The 20,174-nt window shown below is 38.4% G+C and carries 15 protein-coding genes and 1 tRNA gene; 4 read left to right on the top strand and 12 right to left on the bottom strand.

The window, feature by feature from the left end; translation table 11 throughout:
• From J582_RS07975 to efp, 7 genes are all read right to left on the bottom strand, one after another.
• The coding region (locus J582_RS07975) for a TetR/AcrR family transcriptional regulator (protein ID WP_032047704.1) at nt 1-159 on the bottom strand (159 nt) is incomplete at its 3' end.
• Nucleotides 160-992: 833 nt separating this feature from the next.
• Nucleotides 993-1,277, bottom strand: coding sequence for a hypothetical protein (locus tag J582_RS07980; protein WP_031981801.1), 285 nt, complete (start codon nt 1,275-1,277; stop codon nt 993-995).
• A 334-nt stretch (nt 1,278-1,611) separates the two neighbouring features.
• Complete coding sequence (locus tag J582_RS07985) at nt 1,612-3,492, bottom strand: potassium transporter Kup (protein ID WP_050674828.1); 1,881 nt, start codon at nt 3,490-3,492, stop codon at nt 1,612-1,614.
• A gap of 297 nt (nt 3,493-3,789) precedes the next feature.
• Nucleotides 3,790-3,866, bottom strand: a tRNA-Val gene (locus J582_RS07990).
• 168 nt (nt 3,867-4,034) lie between these two features.
• Nucleotides 4,035-4,337, bottom strand: coding sequence for a YbdD/YjiX family protein (locus J582_RS07995; RefSeq protein WP_002052430.1), 303 nt, complete (start codon nt 4,335-4,337; stop codon nt 4,035-4,037).
• A 2-nt stretch (nt 4,338-4,339) separates the two neighbouring features.
• Nucleotides 4,340-6,436, bottom strand: coding sequence for a carbon starvation CstA family protein (locus tag J582_RS08000; RefSeq protein WP_032047705.1), 2,097 nt, complete (start codon nt 6,434-6,436; stop codon nt 4,340-4,342).
• Nucleotides 6,437-6,600: 164 nt separating this feature from the next.
• Nucleotides 6,601-7,170 (bottom strand): elongation factor P, encoded by a 570-nt coding sequence (gene efp / locus J582_RS08005; protein WP_002052936.1) that lies wholly within the window; start codon nt 7,168-7,170, stop codon nt 6,601-6,603.
• Between the two features lie 73 nt (nt 7,171-7,243).
• On the opposite strand from efp, the gene epmB reads away from it, so the two are divergent.
• Genes epmB through J582_RS08020 form a run of 3 tightly spaced genes read left to right on the top strand, consistent with a single transcriptional unit; the run spans nt 7,244 to nt 12,126 of the window.
• Complete coding sequence (gene epmB, locus J582_RS08010; RefSeq protein WP_002052728.1) at nt 7,244-8,260, top strand: EF-P beta-lysylation protein EpmB; 1,017 nt, start codon at nt 7,244-7,246, stop codon at nt 8,258-8,260.
• Between the two features lie 15 nt (nt 8,261-8,275).
• The gene (locus J582_RS08015; RefSeq protein WP_004707685.1) at nt 8,276-10,021 is read left to right on the top strand and encodes a hypothetical protein; all 1,746 of its coding nucleotides are present in this window, start codon (nt 8,276-8,278) and stop codon (nt 10,019-10,021) included.
• Entirely contained in the window at nt 10,018-12,126 is a 2,109-nt protein-coding gene (locus J582_RS08020) for an EAL domain-containing protein (protein ID WP_081404839.1), read from the top strand. The genes J582_RS08015 and J582_RS08020 overlap by 4 nt, the downstream gene beginning before the upstream one ends.
• A 62-nt stretch (nt 12,127-12,188) precedes the next feature.
• Here the strand turns inward: J582_RS08020 and rpmE are convergent, their stop codons facing one another.
• The 4 genes from rpmE to J582_RS08040 form a co-directional block, all read right to left on the bottom strand.
• Nucleotides 12,189-12,413 (bottom strand): 50S ribosomal protein L31, encoded by a 225-nt coding sequence (gene rpmE, locus J582_RS08025; RefSeq protein WP_001200845.1) that lies wholly within the window; start codon nt 12,411-12,413, stop codon nt 12,189-12,191.
• Between the two features lie 193 nt (nt 12,414-12,606).
• Nucleotides 12,607-13,578, bottom strand: coding sequence for a bile acid:sodium symporter family protein (locus tag J582_RS08030; protein ID WP_086223797.1), 972 nt, complete (start codon nt 13,576-13,578; stop codon nt 12,607-12,609).
• Nucleotides 13,579-13,711: 133 nt separating this feature from the next.
• Complete coding sequence (gene gloA / locus J582_RS08035; protein WP_002052709.1) at nt 13,712-14,113, bottom strand: lactoylglutathione lyase; 402 nt, start codon at nt 14,111-14,113, stop codon at nt 13,712-13,714.
• A 2-nt stretch (nt 14,114-14,115) separates the two neighbouring features.
• Complete coding sequence (locus J582_RS08040; protein WP_081404833.1) at nt 14,116-16,305, bottom strand: AmpG family muropeptide MFS transporter; 2,190 nt, start codon at nt 16,303-16,305, stop codon at nt 14,116-14,118.
• Between the two features lie 166 nt (nt 16,306-16,471).
• On the opposite strand from J582_RS08040, the gene J582_RS08045 reads away from it, so the two are divergent.
• Nucleotides 16,472-19,090, top strand: coding sequence for a Lon protease family protein (locus tag J582_RS08045; RefSeq protein ID WP_031995408.1), 2,619 nt, complete (start codon nt 16,472-16,474; stop codon nt 19,088-19,090).
• 55 nt (nt 19,091-19,145) lie between these two features.
• On the opposite strand, the gene J582_RS08050 is transcribed toward J582_RS08045, so the two are convergent.
• Nucleotides 19,146-20,075 carry a LysR family transcriptional regulator gene (locus J582_RS08050; protein ID WP_031981793.1) on the bottom strand — a complete coding sequence of 310 codons (930 nt, stop codon included), beginning with the start codon at nt 20,073-20,075 and terminating at the stop codon, nt 19,146-19,148.
• Nucleotides 20,076-20,174: the final 99 nt, after the last annotated feature.

The raw sequence follows: 20,174 nt of genomic DNA on the forward strand, positions 1-20,174 counted from the left end.
TTCTTTAGAGTGAAAATAATTATAAAACGTCATTTTATTCACTTCGGTTTCTTTCACAATTTTGTCGACACCGACCATGTGAAATCCACCGTGATGGAACAGATTTATTCCTTTTTTTACAACTTCTAAAGCACGTGTTGGGAGAATAAAATTTGACATAGTTTTACCGTTATAAAAATAAATTTTTTTTGTATATAAAAGAGATATAAAAAGCCTGTGCCCTTTTTGGGAGAAAAAAAGGCACAGCAAAGCCTATAAAGACTGTGCTTGGCACATCTCAAGTTTTATTGGTGATGCAAGTTTTTTGAGCCGTAATGACTGAAAGCCTGAAAACCTTAAAGGTGATCAAGCTGCTTTAAATTTTTAAGTGGTGTCGTTATAGCTTTTGGCAACGGCTGCCAAGAAATAATGGATGTGCAAAGCCAACTCCTTTTTATTGGGAGTTCTGCCAGACATTTATAGAATTATGGTGGCAGAACGGAAGAAGGTTGACAGACTAGTAATAACTCAAACTAGCACACCCGAAGGTGTCCCTCTCCCGTCCTACCGCTACGGGAGGGAACGAGTGGTCCACCACACACAAAACTATTCCTCAGAAGGAAAAGCTCTGATGCGGGAGTTATTATTCAGCCTGTCAAAGCCGGCTGGCAATGTGGCCAGCAGGCAAAGAATAGTGCCCAACCCTGTTACAGTCAAGCACACAAAATGACATTTGTTTTAAATTAGATCATTAAAAAGTAAGAATAAATAATGGATAAGTGATTGTTTAAGTGGGGTTTATAAAATTATAGCTTCAAGGGTATAACCTTCTAAAAATTAGGAAAATTTACAGGCGCGTCTGACACTCAGCACGAGACAAACCTTGGATATATGACCCAATATTTACTAATAAATTTAAGGTCAACGTCCACGCTTAGTTGCCATAAGTTTTCTTCAGATAAAAAAACCGCCTATAAAGGCGGCATTTCATAAACACTTAAATTTTAAAATATCTATAGATCTTTTTCGATGCTATAAAATCCATAAAATGGTAATCCAGTTTTATTTTGCTTTAATTCACAAGACCAAACACCTTGCGTTCTTTTCATACCATTAAATCTTCCAGCAACTTTTGTGTCATTCATTAATTCAACAACAGGAGTTCGGCCAGCTTTCAACTTTACATCTGCTAAACAGGCTTCCATTGATGCAAAACCTCCTTCAAAAACATCATGAGGCTTATCTTTAGAACATCCCAAAAGAGTTAAAAACAAACTTACAACTAGAATTTTTTTCATTTCTTCACCATTTGTTATAAAGCTCACACAATCTAACAAAGCAGATAAAAAATGTCACACAAAAAAGCATACTTAGAGGGCTTGTTATTTTTATGCTGCTTCATTGCTTCTTCAAAAGTAGTTACTACCTCATCTTTAACCTAACTACTTACTCATAGTAAGTAGTTATTATTTAAATAAAAAATAGAATAATATAAAAGAAGATGAGCAACTTGAAATAGAGTAAATTTCTCAAAAAGTTCTCGAATCATGAAAATAAAAAGCTTAAACCTTCTAAATTTAAGCCTTTAAAAAGCCTCTTATTTTCGCATACATAAAATCAATCAAGGCATCCCTAAATCTCTACTTGGCTCCCCATTTCCACCACTCGGTTAGCTGGTATCTGGAAGAAATCACTAGCAGGACTCGTATTAAGTTGCATTGAAATGAACAGTTTTTCACGCCATGAAACAATACCATCACCTACGTTATGGATTACACGTTCACGTGATACAAAAAAGCTTGTGTCCATAATGTTATATGGTTGATTCAACTTAGTTAAAGCTTGTTCTAATGCTTGAGGTACATTTGGCTGCTCTTTAAATCCATAATAAGCAGTGACTCGTAAAAAGTGCTTATCTAATACTTCGACATCAATACGTTCTGATTCATCTACATATGGAATGTCACGAGTATTTATGGTGATCAAAATATTACGTTCATGAAGTATTTTGTTATGTTTTAAATTATGTAATAAAGCATGAGGAACAACTTTTGGACTACTTGTCATAAATACAGCCGTTCCACTCACCATATAAGCACTAGACTCCAAGCTCTTAATAAATAAATCTAATGGCATAGTGTCACTTTGCAACTTGTTCAGTAGTAATTCACGTCCACGGCGCCATGTTGTCATAATTATAAAAGTGATCGCACCCATCATTAATGGGAACCAGCCGCCATCTACAATTTTTAGTGAAGTTGAAGCAATAAAGAGGAGATCTGGTATTATCAAAGGTATCGCAATTAACAACATGACCCACGAAGGCCATTTCCATAAGTGATACATGATGAAAGCAACTAAAATCGTATCGCAAAACATAGTCAAAGTTACTGCAATACCATAAGCTGAAGCTAGATTAGCGCTAGATTGAAACATAAGCACTAAACTAATAATCATTCCAAGCAACATCCAGTTCAATGCTGGTATATAAATCTGACCAATTTCAGATTCAGAGGTATGGTCAATCGCAAAACGTGGTAAATAACCTAATTGCATAGCTTGACGTGCCATAGAAAACACACCTGAAATAACTGCCTGAGAGGCAATTACTGTCGCAGCAGTTGCTAAAGCAATCATAGGATATAGTGCTATTTTAGGTACCATCATGAAAAAAGTATTATCGATGGCCTGCGGGTTTTGCAGAATCAACGCACCTTGTCCTGCATAGTTTAATACCAAGCATGGTAACGCAACAAAAAACCAAGCCAATTGAATTGGCTTACGACCAAAATGGCCCATGTCCGCATATAATGCCTCTCCACCTGTAATCGTCAATACAACTGCTCCCATAACTACAAATGCAGTCACAGGGTTATTTTCAATGAAAGGAAAAGCCCAATACGGATTAAGCATATTCAAGATAAAAGGGTTCTTGATAATGTGAGATAGGCCAATAAAACCTATTGAGAAAAACCACAGTAGCATGATAGGTCCAAAAAAACGGCCTACGGATCCAGTTCCCTTTTTCTGGATCATAAATAATCCAATTAGAATCACAATCGTAATTGGTATCACATACGGTGTAAAAATAGGGGTTGCTACCGACAATCCCTCTACTGCTGACAATACTGAAATAGCGGGGGTAATAATGCCATCACCAAAAAACAATGAAGCACCAAATAAACCAATTGTAATTAACCCAAAGCGCACTTTAGGCCCAATTTGCTTATTGTGCATGTTAAGAGCTAATAATGCTAAGATGCCCCCCTCTCCATGATTATCAGCACGCATAATTAACATACTAAATTTCAAGGACACCACGATCATCAGTGCCCAAAAAATCAATGATAAAATGCCTAGAACATTCGCTTCATTTATAGGAACATTATGTGATGTATGAAAACATTGGGTAAAAGCGTAAAGTGGACTAGTACCAATATCCCCAAAAACCACACCTAAAGCACCCAATGTCATTGCTGACATTTTTTGACGTCCAATCTCATGTGAACTCATCCATATCTCCTTGATATGAAATTATTATTCTTATATAGAAGTACTAATACCTATAATCCACTATCATTGATCAAAATATAAAAATCAATAGCATTAATAATTAATAAGATATTACTCCCTATAATAAGGAGACTATAAACACAAAATTAGTCTACTCTCATAGTATTTGAATTCTAAACTTGACTAATTTTCGTACTTATCCACATTAAGGCGTGAATTAATTCCCCGAAAATACCCCGAAAATAAAAAACCGCCATTTAAGGCGGTTTTTTAAATTGCTGATTTAACAGCGAATCTTGGTAGGTATATCCAGACTCGAACTGGAGACCTCTACGATGTCAACGTAGCGCTCTAACCAACTGAGCTATACACCTAGAATGGAAAGCATCATATTCATTTTTCAAAAGCAAAACAAGAGATTTGCCATTGAAAAAAATACAAATGAGCAGACTTTGAGCAAACTCTTTTTCATTTCCCAAAAAGTAAAACGGTACATGGTTCAACCACATACCGTCTTTGGTTAGCCAAATATCAAGCTCAACTTAACATGGGCATTTCTTCAAAGTACCACCTGCCGATGGATAACGCACATCAACACAATGTCGATAGAAAGTCTTTGCATCCATAGGTGTTAAATCTGGATGATGGGCTTTCATATGCTCCAAATATGTTTGATAGTCCGGCACACCAACCATCAGTCGGAAGCTTTGCTGTAAACGTTGCCACAAGGTTGCTATACGCGACCAGTTCTTTGGAGAAAGTAATAGCTCTTTTTGCGAGAGCACTGTCATTTTGATGATTTTCGCAATAATGACAGTTCCATTTTTTGCAAATTTAAAATTCATCTTTATTCTCCTCGAGTGGTAACCACTTCAGGATCGGCATATACCGCAGGCGCTTCATTTACAGTCGGTTTCGGACTCGCTAAAGCACGGCGAACAATACCAATTGAGGCAATAATCATGACAATCGAAACAATCATAAAGAAGCCACAAAGCGCAGCATTAATCTGATTCGACATCACAATGTTTTGCATCTCAGCAATAGTTTTGGCTGGTTTAATAATTTCACCACGAGCAATCGCGTTAGAGAACTTATGCGCTTGCGCCAAGAAACCAATTTTTGGGTTTTCGTGGAAAATCTTTTGCCAACCCGCAGTCATACAAGTCACGAACAAGAAAATAGTCGGAATAATCGTTACCCATACATATTTTTCTTTTTTCATTTTAAACAGAATGACTGTACCTAAAATGAGTGCCATAGAAGCCAGCATTTGGTTACCAACACCAAATAAAGGCCATAATGAGTTAACGCCACCTAATGGGTCAATCACACCTTGATAGACGAAGAAGCCCCATCCACCTACCGCAACAGCCGTACCGACTAAGTTACCGAAGAATGAACCTGATGCTTTAACCGCAGGAATAACAATACCTACCGTGTCTTGCACCATGAAACGACAAGCACGAGTACCAGCATCGACAGCAGTTAAAATAAACAATGCTTCAAACAAAATGGCAAAGTGATACCAAAATGCCATCATTTGGCGGCTATTAAAAATTTCAGAAATGATATGAGCCATACCAATAGCGAAGGTAGGTGCACCACCTGTACGTGAAAGAATCGAGCTTTCACCTACTTCTTGAGCCAACACGGTCAGCATTTCTGGGGTAACAACAAAACCTAAGTTACGTACAGCTTCTGCCGCAGTTTCTACAGTTGTACCGAGTACTGCCGCTGGCGCATTAATCGCAAAGTACACACCCGGGTCTAACACTGTCGCACAGATCATTGCCATGATCCCGACAAAAGACTCCATAAGCATACCGCCATAGCCAATCATGCGCATGTCAGCTTCGTTATCGACGAGTTTTGGTGTTGTACCACTAGAAACAAGCGCATGGAAACCAGAGATGGCACCACAAGCAATAGTAATAAATAGGAATGGGAATAAGCTACCTGAGAAAACTGGACCTGTACCATCAATGAAGTGGGTTACAGCCGGCATTTTCAATTCAGGTAATGCAATGATAATACCCACCGCCAAACCAAGAATCACCCCGATTTTGAGGAAGGTAGATAAATAATCACGCGGTGCTAATAACAACCAAACTGGCAATACCGATGCGATAAAACCATAAATGATGAGACACCAAGTGAGCTGTGTACCTGTTAAAGTGAAGAACTCACCCCAGTATGGGTCTGCTGCAACATGTCCACCATAGACAATTGCCAGCATCATTAAAACAAAGCCAATAATTGAAACTTCTGCAATACGTCCCGGACGGATAAAGCGCATATAAACGCCCATGAACAATGCAATTGGAATGGTTGCTGCAATACTAAAGACACCCCATGGACTATGTGCAAGTGCTTTAACAACCACTAACGCCAGTACGGCAAGGATAATAATCATTACCCCGAGTGCACCGAGCATCACCACAACACCAGCAAAAGAACCAAGTTCCTGCTTTGCCATTTCACCAAGTGATCGGCCATCACGACGTGTTGAGATAAATAAGACTAAAAAGTCTTGTACTGCACCCGCCAACACAACACCAACCAATAACCAGATCGTTCCTGGTAAAAAGCCCATTTGTGCAGCCAGAATTGGTCCAACTAACGGTCCTGCCCCAGCAATTGCAGCAAAGTGGTGACCGAAAAGCACATATTTATTGGTGGGTACATAATCCAGACCATCGGCTAAACGATGAGCTGGGGTTAAACGTCTTGGGTTTAATTCAAATACTTTAGTTGCAATAAATAGACTATAAAATCGATATGCGATGCTATATACACATGCTGCAGCCAGTACAAGCCAAACCGCGTTAACATGTTCACCACGACTGAGTGCCAGCATCCCAAAAGAAATTGCACCTATAATTGCCACTAGGCTCCAGACCAGCTTGGAGGGAAGCGTAGATTTCGCTTGCATTGTGTCCATTCTTAACCTCTCAATAAATAACTACAGCATTTTTATATTGTTATGTACTGTTTCTCTTAATCCCTGTGACTCTACTCCTCCTTTTTCTTTTTTCCTCTTATACTTTCGCATAAAAAAAGGGATGATTTACATCATCCCTTCGATAATAGTTTATTTTTTAACTATTATGCACGCTCTAAATACTCACCAGTACGAGTATCTACACGAACGCTTTCTTCTTGCTGAACAAATAACGGAACACGAACAACCGCACCTGTTTCAAGCTTAGCTGGTTTACCGCCACCGCCAGATGTATCACCACGTACGCCCGGATCAGTTTCAACGATTTTTAATACAACGAAGTTCGGTGGGTTTACAGTTAAAGGTACACCGTTGAACAACATAATTGTACATTTTTCATTTGAATCGTCTTTTAACCATTTAGCAGCATCGCCCATTGCAGTTTTGTCTGCAGCGATTTGCTCAAAAGTTACAGGATCCATGAAGTTCCACATTTCACCATCGTTGTATAAGTAATCCATTTCAACTTCAACGATGTCAGCCGCTTCTAAAGAGTCACCTGATTTGAAAGTTTTTTCTAATACTTTGCCAGTTTTAAGGTTACGTAATTTTACACGGTTGAACGCTTGACCTTTACCTGGTTTTACATATTCGTTTTCCATGATAGAACATGGGTTACCATCAAGCATAACCTTAAGGCCAGCTTTGAAATCATTTGTAGAATAATAGGCCATGAAAGGCACACTCCAAACTTAACAAGTCAACTATGCGATATAATGCGTTGTTGCATTATCTTAATCGTGTCAAATGATAAACTATTTATACCAAGAGCAAAACTGGCAATCACAACTCAGTGACCTTATTACTGATCCTTCTGAACTGCTAAGCCTACTCGAGTTATCCTCAGATCAGCTATTATCAGGTGCGATTCTGGCTTCTGAAAAGTTTAAATTGCGTGTTCCTCGTGCGTTCGTCGGAAAAATGAACGCTAAAAACCCGCTTGACCCGCTTTTACTACAAGTATTACCTCATCATTTAGAGCTTGAAGAGCATCCTGAGTTTGTAACCGACCCTTTAGGTGAAGAAGCAGCCAATCAGTTACCGGGTGTTTTACATAAATATAAATCTCGTTTTTTACTGACCTTAACAGGCGCATGTGCTGTGCATTGTCGTTACTGTTTCCGCCGTCACTTTCCCTATCAGGAAAATCTGCCAAAAAATGATGATTGGCTCAATATTAAAAATTATATCGAAGCTAATCCCGATATTAATGAAGTGATTTTAAGTGGAGGTGACCCCCTTACACTTTCTAATCGTAAGCTTGCACTTTGGCTAGAACGCTTATCATCTCTCAAACAAGTTAAGATTTTGCGAATTCATTCACGAGTTCCAATTGTCATTCCAAATCGAATCGACGAAGAGCTTATTTCTTTATTAAAAAACAGTAGGCTGCGTATTATTCTGGTGGTACACTCAAACCATGCTTCTGAACTCGATGACTTTACTTGTTCAAAGTTGATGGAGTTATCTTCGCACCACATTACTGTACTAAATCAGGCTGTATTGCTAAAAGGTGTCAATGATTCTGCTCAAACTTTAACTGATTTAAGTTATCGTCTATTTGAAGCTCGCGTTATGCCATATTACTTACACGTATTAGATAAAGTAAAAGGCGCACAACATTTTGATTTAATGCCATCTGAAATAGATGCGATATATCAAGACGTGTTAGCGAGCCTACCTGGATATCTGGTTCCTAAACTCGTCAGGGAAATTGCGGGCGAAAAGAATAAAACACCGCTTTTTGGGGCTACAACTTTTTGAGTTATATAATAAGTGATGATGAATAATGCACTTTCGGACATTTTTCACAATCAAACCTCACGTACCCGTGAACGGTTAAGCTTTTGTGAAGCCAACATTAAAGATCTTAATGAATGGGTCACTACCCTTTCTATTATGCAATTGGGTGATACTTCAAAAGCGCTATTTACCGCAATTTTGGAGTTAAATGAATTAAATTGCAGTGAAACGCTCCGCTTTGACTTAATTCAAACGCTTCACCCAACTATTAATAATGTTTTGGCAAGCTTAGAAAAAAACTTCTTTAACCAAGGGGTGATTAGTACCGACCGTAACGAGCATATTATTGAGTTGGCAATGCTGCTGCGTTGTTATTTTGCCAGCATTTATTTAAATATTGCACAGACCAGCCACGAGCAGCTACAAAGACAAAAGTTCTCTTTATTTTCTTTTAAACAAAAGAAAAACTTACAAACCGCGCGTATTTTGGCGACATTCCATGCATTGCAGCAACTCACCAACCTTTTATACCAACAGCATATGCTCTACAGCGAACCTGTAAAAGGTCAATGGTTAATTGCTCACCAGCTTTATGAAACAGCCGTTCAGTATAAATATCATTTAACCAATATTAATCATATTCAAGGTGTACAGCACCCTTTAGCAAATATTACACAGGCATATGCTCAGCTGATTTTATTAGATATTTTTAATACCAATCAGATTCGTCAATCAGAAATTCAAGCTTTGTTTCAATGTAGTTTTGACTGGGCACGCATGATTCAAATCTTGCCTAAAGACTCTGCTTTAACTAAATATGTAGTCGATCCGACTAAAGACCATCCGCCTGTATATAACAAAAAGCAAAGCTCAAATTTCAACCCAAGCATTTTCATTAGTACACAAGCCTTGCTTGAGCATGTGACTGCCACCATGCATAAAAATGCTCAATACATGTCTAAAAATGAAAAGATTTATTTGAGTCCAGCACTAAAATTCCACGTTCAAACCATTTTGGGTACCACAGCACAGCGCCGTCATGAACGTTATGAATACAATGCTGCATTGCAAATCTGTTTTGGCTTAAGTACTGCTCATTTTTATTTATCTAAAGCAAAAAACTTTGAAGAAACGCTACAGCTTAACAATAACTATAATCTACAAAGTGAATCGAAAGTCTTATCAAACTTAGAAAAAAAAGAGCAACAGACCAGCTCGTATCAGCGCTTGAGTCGTGAGAGCAAGACGATTTACCAAACTACAGTGCTTGATATTAGTGTTAATGGCTACCGTATTAAATGGTCTGGTGAAGCCCCTAAAAATTTAAGAACTGGCGAATATATTTTAGTCAAAGAAACGCTGCATGGTCAGTGGCGTGGCGGTGTGATTCGCTGGATTAAACAATCGACTGAAAAAAGTCTGGAGCTGGGTTTAGAAATTCTTTCACAAGCCATGTTCCCTTGTGCCGTACATATTCAGGCCGAGCGCCATACTCGTAATTACCACCCTGCACTATTACTACAAACTCAAAACCTAGAAGAAATACAAAACACGCTTATTTTACCGGGGTCTCAAATTTTTAGAGAGCAACAAACAATTCATTTACGATTGGGGACAGAAGAAATCAAAGTGTATCTACTCAAAGCACAACTCATTACTCAAAGTTTTATTCAATTTCAATTTGAACTTTTGAATGAGCAACAACAACATCTGCTTGATCAGTTCATGCTGAAAAAGAATAGTAACGCGAATAACCAAGATTTATGGGAAGCATTAAAGTGAGAAACTCTTTACTATCTAAAAAGTTAAAACGTACTGAAATACGTTTACTCATTATTGATGATAACCAGTTACGTTATAACCAAATTTTAACTTTATTATCGGGGAATGATTATCAAGTTAATGCCTTATTACTTGATGATTTAAAAAGTTTTGAAAAGCAGTTAAATACATCGTGGGATGTCATTATTTTTGGTCGTGCGTATGATTTGAAAATTGAACAAACTCTCTCCCTTGTTCAAGCCTCAGAACAGCCACAGCTTCCAATTTTACTTTTACAACCAGATGACTACCAATCATCGCAATATCAAAACTATATTCAAAAAGGTATTTATGATGTAGTTCCATTAGAACCTTTGGACTATTTCTATATTACGCTTGTTCGAGCGCTGTCATATAGCCGCCTTTTACAGAAAGAACAGCGCCTTTTGGCTGAGCTTGATACCATTCATACACATACGCAAACACTGGTCGATAGCAGCCATAAAGCGGTCGCTATTTTTCAAGAAGGTATACATATTAAGGCAAATACCGAATATTTGAATCTTTTTGGTTTCCAGCAAGAAGAAGATATTATTGGTTTGCCGATTTTAGATGTCTTACAACCTAACGATTTAAATATTTTTAAACAACGTTTTAAGAAAATTTCTTTAGGCCAGTTTGATCAAGCACGTTTCGAAATTCAAAGTCAGCATCAAGCTATTTCTGGTAATAATGCTTTAAAACTGGAATTTATTCCGAGCCAAGAAGAAGATGCTGTACAACTGACCATCGACTATCAAGTTGATTTAAAAACACCAGCAAATACAGCGCTAACCGAGAAAACGGCTGGATTAAGTGCAGCTTGGCCACAGATTAATCGTCATTTATCGACCCACCCTGCCCAAGCAAATGCTCTGGTTCTATTTAGACTTGCACAGTGTCCAGAACGACTTTTTCAACAAGGTTGGCAAACTTTAGGACTTTATTTCAATCAGCTACATGGTTTTTTAAAAGACCATGCTCAGATGCCGATTTTCCAAGTCGACTTGGGCAGTTATGTCGGGATTTTACAAGCTGAAAATAGTACGGTTTTAAATTCTCAGTTGACGAGTTTACAAACTTTGCAGAAAGAACACTTGTTAAAAGTGAATGAGCAAAACTTTTCGGTACAGTTAAAACTTGGCTATGCTCCGCTTAACCAACCATTAACTGAAACTACATTTAGCTCATTACTTAATGAAGCTGAAAAGCAGAACCTACCTCAAGTTACTCCTCAGCTTGAAATAACACCTATTGTAGAAAAACCAGTTTCGCCGAGCATTGAAGCTATTCCTCTTGATTTAACGATTGAGCACTTTGAGATGACTTCACAGTCTTCTTTGCTACAGCAGTTGAAACAAAAATTAGCTAAAGGTGAGATACATCTTAAGTATCAGCAAATTTACGATAAACATGATGAAGAAACTCATAACTATGAAGTGACGAGTGGCTTTATTGCAGATGAACAATGGCATGATTTAAATGACTTAGCTGAATTAAAAGAAGATGCTGAACTATCAATTCAACTAGATCGCTGGATATTAGTAGAAGCCTGTAAACAGCTTCATAATTTCATTGCTCAGTATCCTAAAGCAAGGCTCATTATTAACCTTAATATTGATATTTTGCTGAAAGATAAAACCTTCCCTGAGCTGATTTCCAAACTGCTTACTATCATTGGTAGTAAACTTGAATGTCCTTTGATTTTGCAATTTTCGGAACAAGCTCTTCAGCACTACCTTCCAACAGTTCAACCGCTGATTGGTCGTTTACGTCAACATGGTGCAGAAGTTTCAATCCGAGACTTTGCTTCTTCTATGTATAGCGATTCAATTTTACAGCAGCTTGATATCCAGCTTGTAAAACTGCAGTCTAGCAAAACTGATCTATTAAGCTCAGACCAAGGACTCAATAGCTTGCAAGAAAAAATATTGAACTATTTGACTGTAAAACCAATTGGAATTTTATTAGCTAACTTAAATGACATGAATCTGTTTGCTAATGCATGGAATGTGGAAGCACGTTTCTTACAAGGTGATTATTTTCAGAAAAAGCTTGATCGCTTAACAGATGTGCAAGACCAATAATGGTCTTGTACGCTAAAAACAAAAAACGGGCATAAGCCCGTTTTTTGTTTCGTTTTGAAGTATTAACGCTTGATAGAGCGAGACATACCAGCAAAACGTTGTTTGAATTTGTCGATACGACCACCAGTGTCTACATTCTTTTGTTTACCAGTGTAGAAAGGGTGGCAAGCTGAACATACGTCAAGGTAAATAGTTTCTTTACCTAAAGCAGAACGAGTTTCGATTACGTTACCGCATGAGCAAGTTGCAACTAATTTTTCATATTTTGGGTGAATATCGGCGCGCATCGTCGATTACTCCTAATTGAAGAAAGGCTTAAGCTGTCATCGCAATTGATCACTCTCAATTAAATTGAGGAAAGCTTTTACAAGCAGATCAACACCACAACAGACCATTCTTTTGGCCCACCGAAACCTCTAGGGTTAGAGCTAAGCACAACAAGTGGACAGTATTATACGCCATATAATTTTTTTTTGCGAATTAATCTTGGGATTTAGCCCAGTAATTTGCGATTACTCCACACACCATTAACTGTATTTGGTGAAATATCATAATTGGCAATACAATCATTCCTAAAGGCTGACCAATAAATAAGATTTGTGCCATTGGTACACCACTTGCCAAGGTCTTTTTTGAACCGCAAAAGAAAACAGTAATCTGATCGGCACGACTAAAACCAAAAGCACGCGGTAAATACAGGGCAAGCAACATAATAATAGTCAGTAATACAGAGCAAGCCAGCGCCAAAAGAAGTAAAGTTTTCCAGTTTACTTGATGCCAAAGTCCAGCAACCACCGCCCCACTAAATGCACCATACACCACCATCAAAATTGAGCCTTGATCGAACGCTTTTACAATACTTGGTACTTTTGCCATATATGGAAAAATATAAGGACGAAGCAATTGCCCTAAAACAAATGGTACCAATAACAACAGCGTAATTTCTACAATAGATGATGTTGGATCAAAGCCATGCTGACTTTGTCCTAAAATAAAGAAACTCACTAAAACTGGTGTAATGAACATGCCAACCAAGTTTGAAAAAGATGCACTACATACCGCCCCTGCTACATTTCCTTTTGCCACTGAAGTAAATGCAATAGAGGACTGAACAGTAGAGGGCAAGAAGCACATAAACAAAAAGCCCCAATAGAGCTGCTGTCCTAATAAGGGCAAAAGAATAGGTTTAGCCAATAAACCAAGGGCAGGAAAAATAAAGAACGTAATTGCAAATACCAGCAAGTGCATTTTCCAATGCAAAATACCTTCAATGACTGCCTCACGAGATAACTTAGCACCGTGCAGGAAAAATAAAATTGCAATCGCGACTGTAGTTAGTGTATTGAAATACTGCGCAGCTTGACCACTGACTGGAAAAAATGTTGCTAGTAACACCATACCAACTAACAAAATTGTAAATCGATCAAGTGCCAAGAACTTCAGCATGTTCACATCCTATGATTATTTTAGACAAATAAAAACCCAGTTGATAAATTGACCATTTGGTCAAGCCTTCATCATACTGGGCTATAAAAATAAAGCTAGGCTTTTAAGACCTAAATCTTAAAGCGCCTGAGTCAATTACTTAATTATTTCTAGCGTTTGCATCTTGCTGAATGAGTTCGATTTTGTAGCCATCTGGATCTTCAACAAAAGCAATCACCGTTACACCACCCTTCATTGGGCCTGCTTCACGCACAACTTTACCACCACGTGCTTTAATTTCTTCACATGCTTTGTAAGCGTCTTCGACACCAATTGCGATGTGACCATAGGCATTGCCTAAATCATAACTTGAGGTATCCCAGTTATGCGTAAGTTCAAGCACGGTATTATTTTCTTCATCGCCATAACCAACAAATGCTAGTGTAAAACGACCTTCTTCATAATCACGTTTACGAAGTAACTTCATCCCTAATACTTCGGTATAGAACTTTAAAGATTGTTCTAAATTGCCTACTCGCAACATTGTATGAAGCATTCGCATGTTTATTCACCTGCCTTTTCTGTTTCATGTGTTTGATGATCTTTGAGTAGTTTTCCAACCCAAACCACTAAAATTAAGATTGGAATCCCGATCAATGTGGTCATCAAAAAGAAGTTTGGATACCCAATATTACTCACTATGGTACCTGAATATCCACCTAAAAGTTTTGGTGTAAGGGTCATGAGTGAACTAAAGATCGCATATTGAACAGCGGTAAATGACACACTGGTTAGGCTCGAAAGGAATGCAATAAATGCTGCACCCGCGAGGCCCGAAGCCATATTATCCACAACAATTGCAAAGTAGAGCCACAGCGAACTATAAGGCTTAATGACTTTACCGCTAATCTCGACCTCTTTACCTGACTGAGTATCAATATATGGTAAAGGGTCAATATTTACATCTAATTCAGCTTTGGGTAGAGAATTTGAAGCAACATTATAATGATGGGAAACTGATAATACTTTTTGGTTTCCTTCGACAACTGACGCAGTAATTTGTTTGCTTGGTGATGACAGTAATTTCTGCATATCAATTGCAGCGTTAAATACACCTTTTTGATCTGTCATTTTTGCATCAAAATTCTGTCCATCCAGATTCAACACAATCTTTTGGTTAGGCGATAAAGCTTTACCAAAATACTGACCACGAACAACCACACTGCCTTCAGAAGATTTAGCAGTGATTTGGTCACTTCCCATTAAAGGTAAAATCTGTAGGGGTACATGTTCAGCATGCGTTGTTACTAAAGGTTGAACTCGGACTATGGTCTCTGCTTGTTGACCTTGCAAAGCATAGCCAGCTTTTACATCAACTTGTTTTGTTCCATCAAAATTGGAACTCGGGACTTTAATCTTCCAATAACCGACTTCATCCGGCTGAGCTTTATAATGTTTGTCTCCCACTTGAACATCTACCATATCAAGGGGTTTGCCAGATTTCACTAAACCAATGAAAATGAGGTTAGTAGAGCTTGCCAATACAGCACCAACAAACATCAGTTTCATGATGTTCATACGCTGTGCTAATAAGCCTCCTAAGAAGCCTCCAACCAAGCTAAAGATCACACCATAAACTTTTACAGCTTCAGCAATTTGTTCTTTGCTAAAGTTTAGATCTTGATAAAAGACATTTGAGATCACACCGGCAATGATGTCTGAAATACGGAAGAAACCAATCAAAAATAGAAGCACTAACGCGAGTTTGACACCATAACGTTTAAAGAAATCCAGAATTGGAGCAATCCAAGTTTCTTTTGCCATTTGCTGGTTGACCACCCCCATCTTAACTAGCACATAACCAACTAAAATGGCAGAACCTGTTGCTGTTAAGAATCTTAAAGCCTCTAAACCAAATAAAGCTGCACTATCTTGAATATTGCCAGCTTTGGAAATTGCCTCGGTAATTTGACCTGAGTAAATATAAGTTATGACAAACGAAATGACCGCTATAAAGAAGACTAAAACCAGACGGTAATAATCAGTAGTTTTATAGTTTTTATATACGCGATTAACCTTAGGTTCACGGACAAGCAAGGTTGTAACAATACCGACCAACATGACTACTGCCATGGTTAAATAGGTCGTTTTCCACGCCTCGTAAATATAGTTGCCTTTAGCTGTTCCTAAATGTGCTGCTAAAAATAATGCACCAGCCCCAGCTACAATCATACCAATACGGTAGCCAGCATTATAAGTCGACGCCAACACCGTCTGCATTTCAGTTTCAGCTAATTCGATACGATAAGCATCAATTACGATATCTTGCGTTGCTGCCGAGAAGCCAAGTAATACTGCACCGGCTGCCATTTGAACCAAATAGCTATGGCCTAAAGCTGGGTCGGCAAAAGCCATGGTGCAAATCGCAAGCACAATTAAACACTGAGCAATAAGCAGCCAAGCACGTCTTCGACCTAAAGCCTTGGTCAAGACCGGTACTGGCAATTCATCAATGAGAGGTGCCCAAACAAACTTAAAGGAATATCCCAAAGCTGCCCAACTGAAAAAAGTGACTGCGCTTTTATCAATGCCCGCTTCACCTAGCCATAAAGAAAGACTAGAGAAAATTAGTAAAATAGGTATTCCGGCAGAAAAACCCAGAAATAGCATAATTAATGCACGACGGTCTAAAAATGCTTTAAACGCCGAGACCCAACCAGAGGTTTGTGTGGTCATTCGTTTTTTATTTTCCATAAATTATAAATGCGTCTATTCAATCGCTTCTTACAATTGCTTTCAAGATTCTTTCTGCAATCAAGTTTTGTTTTGGTGATAAAAGCAGCAAGTTTGCTTGATATTTTATGCTAAACCTGTATACCTTTAATCTTCAACCTTCGTTTTCTTTTGCTGGATATCAACAGTGACACAAAAACTTGATCAAGTGACAACTTCAACTTTATCACTCGCTAAAACAAACACCACAAACGTCACAATAAATGCATTTCCTTCAGCTTTTGAGCAACCTGATATAAAAATGACTTTGGATAAAACAGCCTTAAAACCCGAGCAACTTACACATATTCCAGATTTTGAAAATATTCCAGCCTCAACAAAACGTATAAAACCGCTTAATAACTTTTTAGGACAAGATCGTGCCAAAGCTTCTGTAGAAGCCGGCATTTCTTTACCCTACTCTGGTTATAACATTTTTGCAGTAGGAACGGCAGGTTTGGGTAAACGCACCATGATTAAGCGTTTACTCCAACAACATGCGAAAACAATGCCTACTCCAGATGATTGGGTATATGTTTATAACTTTAAGCAAGCGCGTCAGCCAATTGCGCTACGCTTCCCTGCTGGGCAAGGAACCAAGTTTCAACATACTCTTCATCAAACTTGGCAAATTATTTTAAAACAGCTTGAACGCCGCTTTAGTGCCGAGACTTATCATAACCGTATTGAGCGAATTCGTCAGGAAACTGGAGATGAGCAGCAAGAAGCGCTTGTTGAGTTAACAAAAGAAGGCGAAGAGCTCGATTTAAAATTAATTTCTCGAAATGAGAAGCATGGTTTTGTGCCTGTCCAAGTAAAAAATGATCAGGTTCAAGAACTGACCCAAGCAGAAATTGATGCTTTAAATAGTAAACAGCGTGCTGAAATCGCGGCGAATATTCGCTATATGGATAAAAAGCTTGAGCGTCTTGGTTTGCATTTAGGCGATTTAGAAGACGATGCACGAGACAAAGTCTCTGTTTTAAATCGAGACATCGCGACTCAAGTGGTCATGCCACGAATAGATTTAATTTTAAATAAGTATGGTCAAGTTAAAGGGCTTGAAGATTATTTAAAACAATATGCACAAGATGTAATTGACAATGTTGAGCTCATTTTAGAGCAAGAAGAAGATGACTTTGCTCCTGCTATGTTCAATCGTGTACCAGCACGTTATCAAGCAAATGTAATTGTTTCAAATAAACCAAACAGCGGTGCACCGGTTATTTTTGAAGATTTCCCAACTCACTACAACTTGCTTGGTCATGTAGAACAGCTTACGCACAACGGTACAATTACCACAGATTTCACACTCATTCGCCCAGGTGCTCTACATCAAGCGAATGGTGGTTTTTTAATGCTTGAAGCCGAGCAATTACTCGAACAGCCTTATGCATGGCAGGGTTTAAAGCGTGCTTTAAAATCAGGCCAGCTCAAGCTTTCTTCTCTTGAACACATGTTGACGTTAACAGGCTCTATCTCGATAGAACCTGCTGCAGTTCCACTTGATATTAAAGTGGTTCTTATGGCAGAACCTGAGATTTATTATGAAATCTTAGAAGTAGAACCAGAGCTTGGTAGTGTATTTAAAATTCGTGCAGATTTTACCGATACATTACAACGTAATGACGAAAATGAACAAGCTTACATGCAGCTAATTGCTGACTATGTACAAGCAGATAAACTACTTCCATTTGATCGTAGTGCTTTAGCAGCTTTACTTACCGACTCAAGCCGTCAGGCGGAAGACCAAAGTTCACTATCATTACATGCTTCAACTTTGGGTGATCTCATTCGCGAAGCACATCATCATGCATTTAAAGCCAATGAAAAGATTGTAACTGACCAACACATTAATCTTGCATTACAACATAGACAATATCGCTTAGGCTATTTAAGAGAACTTTACTGGCAGGATCTATCGCGTGGAACTCAGTTAATCGAAACTTCGGGCCACCGTTTAGGTCAAATCAATGCCCTCTCCGTTATTCACTATGCAGATGTTGAGTTTGGTTTACCTTCACGTTTGACTGCCTCAGTTTATCAAGGTGGCGGTGATATTCTTGATATTGAACGTAGTGTAGAACTTGGTGGTTCACTCCATGCCAAAGGCGTGTTGCTCATGTCTAGCTTCTTGAAAGCTCACTTCGGCCGTGAACAGATTTTACACTTCTCTGCTGCGCTTGCATTTGAACAAAGCTATGGGCAAGTCGACGGTGACAGTGCAACGGTTGCCGAGCTTTCTGCACTAATTTCTGCAATTAGCCAAATACCAATTGATCAATCATGGGCAATTACCGGTTCTATGAATCAGTTAGGCCAAGTTCAACCAATTGGTGGTGTAAATGCAAAAATTGAAGGCTTCTATGATGCTTGTAAATTACAAGGTTTAACTGGCAAACAGGGTGTCATTATCCCACGTCAAAACATGCAACATTTGATGTTACGCCAAGATGTAATTGATGCAGTAAAAGTTGGTCAGTTCCATATTCATGCGATTGATACGATTGACCAAGCACTTGAAATTTTAATGGCTCCTCCCGTCGGGACACTCGATAAAAAAGGCAAGTACAGTAAGCACTCTATTTATGCGGCTGTAATGGAACAACTTGAATATTGGCAAGCCATTGAAGATGGTGCAGAAATTGAAGAGGAACCAAAGAAGAAAAAGAAAAACAAGAAAAAAATCAAAAAGCATGAAGAGCTCACAGCTGATGATCTTCCACAAGAGACTCAAGAAGAAGTTGCGACTCTGAAGCAGAAATAGCACTAAGTAAAAAAGGGCTTGTAATCACAAGCCCTTTTTTATGAATAAGGTAAAATTAGCGAACAATTTGCATGGCCCTTCCGCCAGCCAATTGACTAAAATACTGTTTAAGCGCTTCAACACAACGCTGAATCTTCATTGGCTGTTGATCGTGTTTGGCGATCTCTGCATATAAAGTGAAAGCCGGGAGTTTCCAATCTGGAAGAATTTCAATTAAAGAACCAGCCTTCAACTCTTTTTGAGCATCTAAATATAAAATTCTAGCAATACCATGTCCTTGCTGACATAAGGCTTTAGCAACTTGCAAATTATTACTTTGCAAACGGCTTACCATCTCAATATTTAATTTTTCACCTGTTTTAGCATGCTGGAAGTTAAAAGTGCGTGATTCGTTCATTGCATTGATAGAAAGCAACTCATGGTTGTTTAAATCGTTGGGATGCAAAATCGGGCTTGATTGATTGAGATAGCTGGGAGAGGCTACCAAAATCTGATCGACAAAAGCCATAGGAACTACAGAACTACTCTCTTCTACTGGCTTAGAGCTCATACGTACTGCAATATCAATTCGCTCTTCAATTAAGTCGATATAACGATGCCCCACTTCAAAATGAACAGATAAACCGCGATGGGCAGACATCCAATGAGATAAAGCAGGAATAATGTGCTGAACTGCTAAGTCTGGGGTTGTTGCAATACGCAAATCACCAATCAAGTCATCTCGCAATTCATTGATTCTGATTTTGCCTCTTTCTGCTGCTGCCAACATTTCTTGGCAACTTGAGAAAAAAGCCTGTCCAGCCTCTGTCAAACTAAGTTTTCGAGTAGAACGGTGTAATAAAATTACATCCATTTCATTTTCAAGAGAACGTATTTGCTGACTGACAGCACTTGTTGTAATGCCTAATTCACGTGCCGCACCACTAAATGAACTTTTTTCAACCACACAAGCAAAAACACCCATCGCACGAAGCTGATCTAACATAGGTTTCCTCAAATCTAATTCTAAATTTATAAAAAATGCTTATTGTTGTAATGAAAGCAACCAATTACATTATACGAGGAAACCTATATTTATTGCATT

Origin of the sequence: Acinetobacter sp. 1566109 (genome assembly GCF_000582255.1) — a bacterium.
GTDB classification, from domain to species: Bacteria; Pseudomonadota; Gammaproteobacteria; order Pseudomonadales; family Moraxellaceae; genus Acinetobacter; species Acinetobacter nosocomialis.

What these genes read in the sequence shown, in the direction of transcription:
- J582_RS07980 (WP_031981801.1), bottom strand. Translation starts at nt 1,277, where the DNA reads ATGAAAAAAATTCTAGTTGTAAGTTTGTTTTTAACTCTTTTGGGATGT.
- J582_RS07985 (WP_050674828.1), bottom strand. Translation starts at nt 3,492, where the DNA reads ATGAGTTCACATGAGATTGGACGTCAAAAAATGTCAGCAATGACATTG.
- J582_RS07995 (WP_002052430.1), bottom strand. Translation starts at nt 4,337, where the DNA reads ATGAATTTTAAATTTGCAAAAAATGGAACTGTCATTATTGCGAAAATC.
- J582_RS08000 (WP_032047705.1), bottom strand. Translation starts at nt 6,436, where the DNA reads ATGGACACAATGCAAGCGAAATCTACGCTTCCCTCCAAGCTGGTCTGG.
- efp (WP_002052936.1), bottom strand. Translation starts at nt 7,170, where the DNA reads ATGGCCTATTATTCTACAAATGATTTCAAAGCTGGCCTTAAGGTTATG.
- epmB (WP_002052728.1), top strand. Translation starts at nt 7,244, where the DNA reads ATGATAAACTATTTATACCAAGAGCAAAACTGGCAATCACAACTCAGT.
- J582_RS08015 (WP_004707685.1), top strand. Translation starts at nt 8,276, where the DNA reads ATGATGAATAATGCACTTTCGGACATTTTTCACAATCAAACCTCACGT.
- rpmE (WP_001200845.1), bottom strand. Translation starts at nt 12,413, where the DNA reads ATGCGCGCCGATATTCACCCAAAATATGAAAAATTAGTTGCAACTTGC.
- gloA (WP_002052709.1), bottom strand. Translation starts at nt 14,113, where the DNA reads ATGCGAATGCTTCATACAATGTTGCGAGTAGGCAATTTAGAACAATCT.
- J582_RS08040 (WP_081404833.1), bottom strand. Translation starts at nt 16,305, where the DNA reads ATGGAAAATAAAAAACGAATGACCACACAAACCTCTGGTTGGGTCTCG.
- J582_RS08050 (WP_031981793.1), bottom strand. Translation starts at nt 20,075, where the DNA reads ATGTTAGATCAGCTTCGTGCGATGGGTGTTTTTGCTTGTGTGGTTGAA.